We start from the raw sequence: 11,564 nt of genomic DNA, 5'->3' as shown, positions 1-11,564 counted from the left end.
GGGCTTAGATTAATATCTAGTAATAGAAAAACGGTCTAATTCTATCTCGATCCATCATTCGCTCCAAAAAATAGATTATTTTTATTAATAATTTTATAATTTATTTTGTTTGACATTTTTTAATTATTTCAGTATACTATTTTTACAATTATTAAAAATTTAATATTTTATATTTGATTTAAATTTTTGATTATTTTGAAAAAAATTTTTTATTAAATTTAATTTATACCTATTGTAATTAATTTTAAATTAAATATATTTTTGTAAATTAAATTTAATAAAAATATTAAAATCAAAAATTTATTTTATTTTTATTTATTAGTTATATTTTTTTTTATATAAATTATCAAATGTTAAGGTAATATTATTTCATATGAACAAAAAAGAATCAAAAATAATTTCATTAAAACAACAAAACAAAGAAAATCAAAAAATAAATAATAATGATAAAAATAATCAAACTTTATCAATTAATGAAAAAAAAATAAGCCGAAAATGGTTTTTAGTTGATGCGAAAAATAAAATTTTAGGCAGACTTTCAACTAAAGTAGCTTCTATTTTAAAAGGGAAAAATAAAAATAATTTTACACATAATATTGATAATGGAGATTATGTGGCAGTTATAAATGCTAGTAAAATTGTTTTAACAGGAAAAAAATGGAAACAAAAAAAATATTATAGACATTCAGGTTTTCCAGGCGGAATTAAACAAATAACAGCGTTGGAGTTAAAAAATAAATTACCAAATAGAATAGTAGAAAAATCTATTTTCGGAATGTTGCCTAAAACTAAATTAGGCGATAAAATGCGCAAAAAATTATTTGTTTATTCTGACAAAAATCATAAACATGAATCTCAAAAACCTATAATTATAGAGGTATAAAATTAAAATGGAAATTAATAAAAATCAATTTTTAGGAACAGGAAGAAGAAAAAGTTCAATAGCTAGAGTTATTTTAAAATTAGGTTCCGGAAATATTACTATTAACAAAAGAAAATTTCAAGATTACATACCTTCAGAAGAAACTCGTAATGAAACTGTAAAACCTTTAAAACTAACTAAAAAAATAGATGAATATGATATTTTTGTAAATGTTTGTGGAGGTGGAATCACATCACAAGCAGGAGCAATTCGTTTAGGAATTTCTAGATGTTTAATAAAAGCTAATCCTGATTTAAAAATTATTTTAAAAAAAGATAAATTATTAACTAGAGATTCTCGTTGTGTAGAACGTAAAAAATATGGTTTAAAAAAAGCTCGTCGTGCTCCACAATTTTCTAAACGTTAATTTTTTTATTATTATATTTTTAAAAAAAATTTCGAGAACCTACAATCTTTTTTTAAAAAAATTTAAAAAGATTAGGTTCTTTTTTTATTTTTTTGAATAAATAAAAATTATTTTAATCAACTTTTAATTAAAATTAAGCTAAAGAGGTGTTTATGAATAAAATAAGAGTTCGTTATGCTCCAAGTCCTACTGGTTTTTTACATATAGGAAACGCTAGAACCGCTTTATTTAATTTTTTATTTGCTTGCCATTTAAAAGGAAATTTTATTATTAGAATAGAAGATACAGATTTAACAAGAAACATAGATCAAAGCGAAAAAACACAATTACAACAGCTAAAATGGTTAGGATTAACATGGTCAGAAGGACCTGATATTGGAGGTAAATTTGGACCTTATAGACAATCCGAAAGAATAGAAATTTATCAAAAATATGCAAATATTTTAATAAAAAAAAAATTAGCTTATAAAGAATATAAAGATAAAACGCAAAAAAATAATTTTTTTATTCGTTTTAAAATTCCTTCAAACACTAAATTTGAATTTAATGATTTAATAAGAGGAAAATTATCTTTTCAAAGCAAAGATATAGAAGATTGGATTATAATTAAAGAAAATGGCTTTCCCACTTATAACTTTGCTGCAGCAATAGACGATCACTTAATGGGTATTTCTCATATTTTAAGAGGAGAAGAACATATAACTAACACTCCTAAACAAATAATGTTATATCAATCTTTTGGTTGGGATATTCCTTTATTCGCTCATTTGTCAATAATTTTAAATAAAAATAAAAAAAAATTAAGCAAAAGAGATAACAATGAAATGCAATTTATAGAAAAATATATGAATTGCGGTTATTTACCTGAAGCTTTATTTAACTACTTGTCTCTTTTGGGATTTTCTCCTTCTAATAATAAAACTATTCTTTCGCAAAAAGAATTAATAGATTTATTTGATGTAAAAAAATTAATTAAATCTCCTGCTATATTTGATATTGAAAAATTAAATTTTATTAATTCACAATATTTAAAAAAAATGGATTCACAAAAATTAGTAGAACAAACTAAATATTTTTTTAATAAAAATGAAATAAACAAAAATCAAGAATGGATAACTAATTTTATTGATTTATTTAAAAATAGATTAAATAATATTCAAGAAACTGTAACTTTATATAATAATTTTTTTTCAGAAAAAGAAAAATTAATTTTGGACTTGAATTCAGAAGAATTATATTTTTTAAAAGACAAAAATACTTTAAATAATATAAAAAATTTATACAACATGATAATAAAAATCGAATCATTCGATGTTAATTCAATCAAAAAATTAATAAAAGAATTTAGCGAAAAAACAAAATTAAAAGGTAAAAATTTATTTCAAATTATAAGAATTTCTTGTTCAGGCAAAACACATGGCCCTGATTTATATATTTTCCTAAAACTATTAGGAAAAAAACAAATAATAAACAATATAAATAAAATAATAAAATTAATTGAATTAGAAAAATAATTTTATTATTTTTTCATTTTTTATAATTAATTTATATAAAAAATTTATATTTTATATTAAAATATAATTAAGTAGAATATTTTTTTAAAAAAATATTTCTTTATAAAAAAAGAATTGAGTCTATCTTATGTTAAAAATTTATAATTCTTTAACAAAGAAAAAAGAATATTTAATAAATTCAAATAAATCTAAAATAAATATTTACTTGTGTGGACCGACAGTATATAGTCATTTGCATATAGGAAATATAAGGTCTTTAATTTTCTTTAACATGATGAAAAAATATTTAAAACTAATAGGAATTAAAACATATTTAGTTGTAAATATTACTGATATAGATGATAAAATTATCAAAATAGCAAGCGAAAAAAATAAATCAGAAAAAGAAATATCTTCAAAATATACTTTAGCTTTTTTAAAATTATTAAAAACATTAGAAATAAAAAATATAAATGAAATTCCAATGGTAACTAATTATATTGAAAAAATTGTTTCATTTATAGATGAATTAATTAAAAAAAAGTACGCTTACATAACGGACAAAGGAATATATTTCAGAATTAATAAAATAAAAAACTATGGAATTTTAAGTGGTCAAAATTTAAAAAAATTAAAAATAAACCAAAGAAAAAAAATTGATAATTTTGAAGAAAAAGAAAATCATGAAGATTTCATTCTATGGAAAAAAACAGATATAGGAATTAAATTTTCAAGTCCATGGTTTATGGGAAGACCAGGTTGGCATACTGAATGTGTTGTAATGATAAAAGAAATTTTTCAAAATAATACCATAGATATACATGGAGGAGGTATTGATTTAAAATTTCCACACCACGAAAACGAACAAGCTCAATTTTTAGCTAGTGAAAATAAACCTTTAGCTAATTTTTTTGTACATGTAGGACACGTAGAATATGACAACAAAAAAATGAGCAAATCCACAGGAAATATCATTTTAGTTAAAGATTTATTAAAAAAATTTGAACCAAATGTTTTAAAACTATTTTTTTTAAAATATCACTATTTACAACCAATAAATTTTAATCAAAAATTAATAGAAAAAACCCAAACAGAATATTCAAATTTATTAAAAATTTTAAATAAAAATAATTTTAAATTAAATTTAAAAAAAATTAATAATTTTGAAATTATTTCTGATTATGTCGATAAATTTCATAAAATTATGAAAAATGACTTCAATACTCCTAATTTAATAACTATAATAGAAGAAATTCTAAAAGAATTAAACAAAAATAAAAATTTGAAAATTTTAGCACAATTACAAAATACATTAATTTTTGTATTAAAAAATATAAATATAAAAATTATTTTAAAAAAAATAGACATAAAAGACATAAAATTATATAATTTATGGCAAAAATATAAAAAAAATAAAAATTTTAAAGAAGCAGATTCTATTAGACAAATTTTATTAAAAAAAGAAATTATTTAAATTAGAAAAGCATGGTATACTTAACTTTTTATGATAAAGAATATAATAAAAAAAGAAAAAAAATCAAATATTAAAAAAGAAATTTGGTCAGAATTTGAAGGATTATCGAAAGAAATTGTAAAAGCGAAAATACAAGAAAAAAAAAACAATACAAATATAATAGATAATAATAAAACTATAAAAGATATTATTTTTAGCAATGTATTTACCTTTTTTAATTTATTATTATTTTTTATGACAATTGTAATATTAAACACAAAACATTACGAACAATTGTTTTTCTTATTCATTAACTCTTTAAACCTAATTATAAACATTACTCAAGAAATAAAAGCTAAAAAAACTTTAGATAAAATTTCTTTAATAACTTGTATAAATTCTAAAGTAATTAGAGAAGGAAAACTAATTTCTATTTCTTCAAAAGATATAATTAAAAACGATATTATTCTTTTAGAAAATAATGAACAAATTATAGTAGATGCGAAAGTATTAAAAGGATTTTTAACAATAGATGAATCTCTTTTAACAGGAGAATCTAAACCTATAATCAAAAAAAAAGGTGATTTTTTATATTCTGGAAGTTATGTAATAGATGGACAAGCATGCGCAGAAGTTCAAGCTGTTGGTAAGGATATGTATATTTCTAAATTATCTCAAACAGCAAAAAAATATAAAAAAATTAAAACTCCTCTAACAAAAAATTTTTCTTTTTTAGTTTTTTTTATAACTTTTTTATTAATTCCTATTGCTATATTACTATCTTTTTCTTTCAAAAATATTTCAAATGATAATTATATTTTAAGTTTATGTGGATTTATGTTAGGTACAATGCCTTCAGGACTTTTTCTTTTAACTAATGTAACTTTAGCTATAGGTTTTGTAAAATTAGCAAAAAAAAAAGCATATATAAAAGATCTTTTTGGAATAGAAATGTTAGCGCAAATAGATATTTTATGCTTAGATAAAACAGGAACTATTACGGATGGAAAAATGGAAGTAAAAGAAATTTTAAATTATCCAAATTATCCTATAACTGAAAAATTATTTTCTGAAATTATAAATTCATTTAATAACAACAGCGCTACTCAAAATGCTTTAAAACAAAAATTTTGTACTAAAAAATGGGAAAATATTCCAAATAATCAAAAAATCACAAAAGTACAAAATTTTTCTAGTTTGTTAAAATATAGTATGGTAGAATTCGAAAAATTAGGCACTTTTGTTTTAGGTGCGCCTGATTTTATACTAAAACAAAAATTTTCTATTATTGAAAACGACGTAAAAGATCAAACAAAAAAAGGATTTAGAGTTTTATTATTAGCACAAACAGATGAAAAAATAAATAAAATTAATAAAAATACTGAATATAAAATAATTTCTTTAATAATGTTAGAAGATACGATCAAAAAAGATGCTCCTAAAACTATTAATTTTTTTAAAAAAAACAATATCAAAATAAAAATTATTTCAGGAGATAATCCAGAAACTATTAACTATATAATAAATCGTGTAGGAATAAACGATTCTAATCAAAAAGTCATTAACTTAGCTAATTTATCTGAAGAAGAAATAAAAAATATTTCTATTAAAAATGATTTTTTCGGAAGAGCTACTCCAGAACAAAAAAAAATAATAATTAACGAAATTAAAAAAAATAATCATAAAGTTGCTATGATAGGTGATGGAATTAATGATATTTTAGCTTTTAAAGAATCAGATTTATCAATAGCTATGGCTTCAGGAAATAAAACAGCTCAAAATGTTGCTAATTTGATACTAATAGATTCTAAATTCAATTCTTTAACTCAAGTAATAACAGAAGGAAAAAGAGTAATAAATAATCTAACTAAACTTTCTGTTTTATTTTTAGTTAAAACTATTTCTTCTTTTGTTTTAGCAATAATAACAATTGCAAACAATATATTTTCAAAAATAATAATAACATTCCCTTTCAACCCCTTACATTTGAATTTGATAGATACTTTTTTTATCGGAATACCTTCATTTTTTTTAGCTTTAGAACCTAGTGACAAAAAAATAAAAACAAATTTTCTTAAAATTATTTTTCAAAATTCACTACCTTTTGCGTTCATAATAGGTTTTAATTATTTTTACTTATTAAAATTTATTTTTGCAAAAAATTTTATACAAGAACAATTATCCATTGTATTAAATTTTATAACTGCTATTATTTTTTTAGTTCTTTTAATAAAAAGTTCTATGCCTTTAAAAAAATTTAAATCATTATTGATAATTTCAATGTTATTAAGTTTTTTATTTTTCGAGTATTTTTTGTTATTAAATAAAAATAATTTTTTCTCTTTATGGGAAAATGTAATTCAAAGTTATCCTTCTTATATAAAATTAGCTATAATAAATATTATTTTTTTATTTTTAGTAAATAAAAAATTCAATATAAAAAAATACTTTAATATAAAAAAATAAAATATTATATTTATTATCAATTCTTTTAAAAAAAGAATAAATAACAATATATATATAAAATATAAAAAAATTATATTATAATGTAGTTAAATGATAATTTATGGAAAAAATATAATTAAAGAAGCAATAAAAGCAAAAAGATTAATTTATAATTTATTTATAGATGAAAAAATGAAAGATTTAAAATTTTTAAATTTTTTAAAAAAAAATAATATAAAAATTAAATTATTAAATAAACATCAATTGAACGAAAAAGTTAAAAATAATTCTCATAAAGGAGTTGTAGCAGAAGTAGAGGATTATTGTTATAAAAACTTGAAAAATTCGTTAAATTCTAATAAAATAAAAAAATTTTTGATTTTAGATTCAATACAAGATCCTCAAAATTTTGGAGCTATTTTAAGAACTTTAGAAGCAACAGACTTTGATGGAGTAATTATAGGAAAAAAAAATCAAATTTTATTGAACGGAACAGTAGCGAAATCAGCTAGCGGAGCATTAGAATATGTAAATATTTTTTTAGTAAATAATTTATATACAACAATTTTAGAATTAAAAAAAAACCAATTTCTTATAGTAGGTACTGATTCAAATGCTAGTCTTGATTTAAATAAAATACCTTTGAATAAATCTATAGCTATTGTTTTAGGAAATGAAGGAAAAGGAATGCGTTATCTCATAAAAAAAAATTGTGATTTATTAATTCAAATTCCTATGAAGGGTAAAATAAATTCTCTAAATGTAAGCGTGGCAGCTGCTATAATTTTGTATTCCACGCAAAAATAAAAGATAATTTTTAATTTATTTTTCATTAAATTAGTGTTAAAATAAAGAAAATGTTTTATAATTATTAGTATTATCATTTTAAACTAATTATTTTTTTATAAAATTTAATTTTTTTTCTTGTTTCTTTATATTTAATTACAAAAATTATAAAAAGGAAAATTTTTATTAAATATGAAAAAGAAAAAAAATATTTTAATATGTAGTGATTGTTTTAGCCGTAATTATAAAATTAAAATTCATAACAGTAACAGTCGTTTAATTTTAAAAAAATTTTGTCCTAAATGCAAAAAACATGTTTTACATGAAGAAACAAAATAATAAATAATAAAATAAGGAGTTTTTATGGTATTTAAAAATCCAGACGAACAACAAAGTCAATTATCAAATATATTATTTGATATCATTAAAAAAAAATATAATTTTCAGAATATTTTTCTTGTTTTTTTGTCTATTTTTTTAATGGGTTTATCTAGAACTTTGAAACACGAATATAAAAATTTAGAAAATTTTTACAATATTGTATTTAATTTTTCTCTTGTTATTTTTTTATACAGTACTTTGGTATTTATATTCAAAACAAAGGAAATTTTATTTTTAATAAAATGGCCTTCTTTTGGGAAAATTTTAATTAATTTGATACAAGTTGTATGTTTTACTTTGATTTTTGTATTAATAATGGATTTATTTCAAAATGTTTACAATAACTATATCGATCCTTTCAAAGAAGTTAAAAATCTTTTTAATTTTAATATTAATGAATAATTATTCAAAAAATCCAAAAATAAGGTTCTTTTAAATGAAAAATAAAAAAAAAATAATTAATGAATTCGAAGAAAATAAAAAAATAACAAATTCAGAAAACAATCAAAAACCAAAATGGTATATTATACAAACTTACTCTGGATATGAAAATTCTGTTAAAGAAGACTTATTAAAATTAGCAAATAGCGGCGTAGGTGTATCAAATTTAATATTCCAAGTTATTTGTCCAAAAGAAAAATATTTTAAATTTAAAGCAGATGGTTCTAAACAAGAAAAAGAAAAAAAAATGTTTTCTGGTTATATATTTATTAAAATGATTGTTACTGAACAATCTTGGTTTGTAGTAAGAAATATACCAAAAGTGACTGGCTTTTTAGGTTCTATTAAAGGAAGTGATGCGAAACCTGTTCCTTTAAGTGAAAAAGAAATTAATCCTATATTAATAAAAATGGGAATAATAAAAAAACCGAACTATGATCATTTAATAAATAAAAGAGTAGAAATAACTCATGGTTCTTTTGCAGGTCAAAAAGGTAAAGTAGCTTTTGTTGAACATTCAAAAGATAAAATTATAGTAGAAATAGATTTATTCGGAAGAAACACACCTATTGAAATTTCTTTTGCTTGCTTCAAGGAAATTAATTAATACTAGAATTTCATTATATTTTAAATGATTTTTTTATATTTATTTTAAGTTATAACTATGTTATAATTATTTTTTAGAGAATTATTTTTTTAAATTTTGATAATTTTTTAAATAAATTTTTAATATATAAAAAAGAAATTTTTGTTATTTATAATTATTTTTTTTGAAAGAGGTTTTACAAAATAATGGCTAAAAAAATTATAAAAACTATTAAATTACAAATACCAGCTAAAAAAGCAAATCCAGCTCCTCCAGTAGGTCCGGCTTTAGGTCAAGCTCAAGTCAATATTCCATCTTTTTGTTCTCAATTTAACGAAGCTACGAAAGATCAAGAAGGTTTTATAATACCTGTTATTATTACAGTTTTTCAAGATAGAACTTTTTCTTTTGTAACTAAAACACCACCAGCTAGTGATCTTTTAAAAAAAATAGCAAAAATAGAAAAAGGTTCTTCTAACGCGAAAAAAAATAAAATAGCAACTTTAACGAAAAAACAAATAGAAGAAATAGCTAAAATAAAATTATCCGATTTAAACGCTTATTCTTTAGAAAATGCATGTAAAATAATAAAAGGTACTGCTCTTAATATGGGATTTGTAATAGAAGAATAATTTAATATTTTATATTTTGGTTTGTTTGAAATTAAGTTATATTCTCCTCAAGAAAGGATTTAATTTTTTCTATATTTATAAAATTTATATAGAAAAAATTTAAAAATAAAATAAATTATTTATGAAAAAAAGTAAAAAATATTTAGCAGCAAAAGAATTAATAGATTGCAATAAATTATATAATTTACCTGAAGCTTTAGAATTAGTAAAAAAAACTAAAATAGCTAATTTTGATGCTACAGTAGAATGTAATTTTTGTCTTAAATTAGATCCTAAAAAAGTTGAACAAAATTTAAGAAGTTCATTAGTTTTACCTAATGGAAGTGGTAAAAATCTAAAAATAGCTGTTTTAGCTAAAGGTTTGCAACTAGAAAAAGCAAAAGAATTAAATATTCATTATGCAGGAAATCAAGATTTAATAGATAGAATTTCTAAAAAAATTTTAGATTTTGATGTTTTAATTTGTACTCCAGATTTAATGCCGTCTATATCAAAATTAGGTCGTATTTTAGGACCAAAAGGTTTAATGCCTAATCCTAAATTAGGTACTGTAACAGAAAATATTGAACAAACAATAAAAGACATAAACAAAGGAAGAATAGAATACAGAGTAGATAAATCAGGAAATATACATACAATTATAGGAAAAATTTCATTTTCAAAAGAACAATTAACAGAAAATTTGAAATTTTTATATTCACATTTATCATTAAATAAACCTAAAACAGTAAAAGGTAATTTTTTTAAATCTGTAACTATTTCTTCTACAATGGCTCCTGGAATTAAAATAGATCATTTATCTATACAATAAAAAATATTTAACATTAAGTAAATAAAATATAATTAAACAAATCATTTTTAAAAAATATATTTTTTATTTATTTTTAAACAATTATTTTGTTTAAATATTTTTTAGTTGTTTAATTTGAAATATTTATTGTTTTAAAAAATAAATTAAAGAAGGAAATGATAATTAAATCATGTCAAATTCTATTATTAAAAAAAAAGAAGAAGTAAATTTATTAGTTCAAGACATTAACAATTCAAAATCAATAGTTTTATTCGAAAGTCAAGGATTAAAAGTAAGTAATATCACTAATTTAAGAAGAAAAATAAGAGAATTCGATAGTAAAATTAAATTATATCCAAACAATATAATAAAAAGAGCTTTTAAAATTGCAAACAAAAAAGAAATATCAGAATTAACAAAGTATTCTAAATCTTTATTAATAAATAATCAAGATTCAGTAGAACCTATTAAAATTTTGTATGATTTTACTAAAACTAATAAATTTTTGAAAATTATTGCAGGAATTTTTGAAGATAAATTTTATACAGAAAAAATGATTAAAGAAATAGCAAATTTACCATCAAAAGAAGTATTATTAGCAATGTTATCATCAAGTATGTTAATAACTTTAAAAGAATTAGCAATATCATTAGATTTATTAATAAAAAAAGATAATTTTAAAAATAAATAATTTAAAATTTAATTTATTTTTAATATTGAAATTTTAAATATTTTTAGTATAAAAAATATATAAATAAATGTAAAAGAAGGATTTAAAAAATGTCTAAATTAAAATTAAATAAAGAAAAATTCATAGAATCATTAAAAAGCATGACTTTATTAGAAATAAAAGAATTAGTAGATGGAATAAAAGAAGAATTTGGAATTGACCCTTCTGCTATTTTATCCACAACAAGTCAAAAAGATTCAGAACAAAAATCTGAACAAGACGAAAAAACAGAATTCCAAGTTATACTTAAAACTTTCGGCCAACCAAGCAATAAAATTGCAGTAATTAAAGCAGTTAGAGATATAACTAATTTAGGATTATCAGATTCTAAAAATTTAACTGAAACTCCTGATTCAATAATTAAAGAAAATGTTAGCAAACAAGACGCTGAACAAATCAAAAAACAATTAGAATTATTAGGCGCTACAGTAGAATTAAAATAATATTTTTTTTTAAAAACCTAAGGTGAAATATATCTTAGGTTTTTATTATCTATTTGGTTTCAAAAAACTTAATAATTTTTATTAATTTTTATCTA

Annotated in this window: 13 protein-coding genes; all 13 read left to right on the top strand. The window is 19.9% G+C overall.

Annotated elements, in window-relative coordinates; translation table 11 throughout:
* The first annotated feature begins 373 nt into the window (after window positions 1–373).
* The 13 genes from rplM (at window position 374) to rplL (ending at window position 11,469) form a co-directional block, all read left to right on the top strand.
* On the top strand, window positions 374–883 hold the full coding sequence (rplM, locus tag ACHMP6_RS00610; RefSeq protein WP_412097596.1) for a 50S ribosomal protein L13: 510 nt from the start codon (window positions 374–376) through the stop codon (window positions 881–883).
* 13 nt (window positions 884–896) lie between these two features.
* Complete coding sequence (rpsI, locus tag ACHMP6_RS00605) at window positions 897–1,289, top strand: 30S ribosomal protein S9 (RefSeq protein WP_412097597.1); 393 nt, start codon at window positions 897–899, stop codon at window positions 1,287–1,289.
* Between the two features lie 152 nt (window positions 1,290–1,441).
* Window positions 1,442–2,803, top strand: a complete 1,362-nt coding sequence (gene gltX, locus ACHMP6_RS00600) for a glutamate--tRNA ligase (protein ID WP_412097595.1) — start codon at window positions 1,442–1,444, stop codon at window positions 2,801–2,803.
* A 127-nt stretch (window positions 2,804–2,930) separates the two neighbouring features.
* On the top strand, window positions 2,931–4,256 hold the full coding sequence (gene cysS, locus ACHMP6_RS00595; protein WP_412097594.1) for a cysteine--tRNA ligase: 1,326 nt from the start codon (window positions 2,931–2,933) through the stop codon (window positions 4,254–4,256).
* 30 nt (window positions 4,257–4,286) lie between these two features.
* Window positions 4,287–6,701: an HAD-IC family P-type ATPase gene (locus tag ACHMP6_RS00590; protein ID WP_412097593.1), complete on the top strand. Its 2,415-nt coding sequence runs from the start codon at window positions 4,287–4,289 to the stop codon at window positions 6,699–6,701.
* 90 nt (window positions 6,702–6,791) lie between these two features.
* On the top strand, window positions 6,792–7,487 hold the full coding sequence (gene rlmB / locus ACHMP6_RS00585) for a 23S rRNA (guanosine(2251)-2'-O)-methyltransferase RlmB (protein WP_412097592.1): 696 nt from the start codon (window positions 6,792–6,794) through the stop codon (window positions 7,485–7,487).
* Between the two features lie 171 nt (window positions 7,488–7,658).
* Complete coding sequence (rpmG, locus tag ACHMP6_RS00580) at window positions 7,659–7,805, top strand: 50S ribosomal protein L33 (protein WP_412097591.1); 147 nt, start codon at window positions 7,659–7,661, stop codon at window positions 7,803–7,805.
* 24 nt (window positions 7,806–7,829) lie between these two features.
* Window positions 7,830–8,249, top strand: coding sequence for a hypothetical protein (locus ACHMP6_RS00575; RefSeq protein WP_412097590.1), 420 nt, complete (start codon window positions 7,830–7,832; stop codon window positions 8,247–8,249).
* Window positions 8,250–8,283: 34 nt separating this feature from the next.
* The gene (nusG, locus tag ACHMP6_RS00570) at window positions 8,284–8,895 is read left to right on the top strand and encodes a transcription termination/antitermination protein NusG (RefSeq protein ID WP_412097589.1); all 612 of its coding nucleotides are present in this window, start codon (window positions 8,284–8,286) and stop codon (window positions 8,893–8,895) included.
* A gap of 185 nt (window positions 8,896–9,080) precedes the next feature.
* Complete coding sequence (gene rplK / locus ACHMP6_RS00565) at window positions 9,081–9,506, top strand: 50S ribosomal protein L11 (RefSeq protein WP_412097588.1); 426 nt, start codon at window positions 9,081–9,083, stop codon at window positions 9,504–9,506.
* A gap of 121 nt (window positions 9,507–9,627) precedes the next feature.
* Window positions 9,628–10,317, top strand: coding sequence for a 50S ribosomal protein L1 (gene rplA, locus ACHMP6_RS00560; protein WP_412097587.1), 690 nt, complete (start codon window positions 9,628–9,630; stop codon window positions 10,315–10,317).
* Window positions 10,318–10,486: 169 nt separating this feature from the next.
* Window positions 10,487–10,987 (top strand): 50S ribosomal protein L10, encoded by a 501-nt coding sequence (gene rplJ / locus ACHMP6_RS00555; RefSeq protein ID WP_412097586.1) that lies wholly within the window; start codon window positions 10,487–10,489, stop codon window positions 10,985–10,987.
* A gap of 89 nt (window positions 10,988–11,076) precedes the next feature.
* Window positions 11,077–11,469, top strand: coding sequence for a 50S ribosomal protein L7/L12 (gene rplL, locus ACHMP6_RS00550; RefSeq protein ID WP_412097585.1), 393 nt, complete (start codon window positions 11,077–11,079; stop codon window positions 11,467–11,469).
* The last annotated feature ends 95 nt before the right edge of the window (window positions 11,470–11,564 follow it).

It is taken from the genome of Candidatus Phytoplasma palmae (assembly GCF_046896035.1).
Lineage (GTDB): Bacteria > Bacillota_I > Bacilli_A > Acholeplasmatales > Acholeplasmataceae > Phytoplasma > Phytoplasma palmae.
This window is presented reverse-complemented; position numbering and strand designations above follow the sequence as displayed.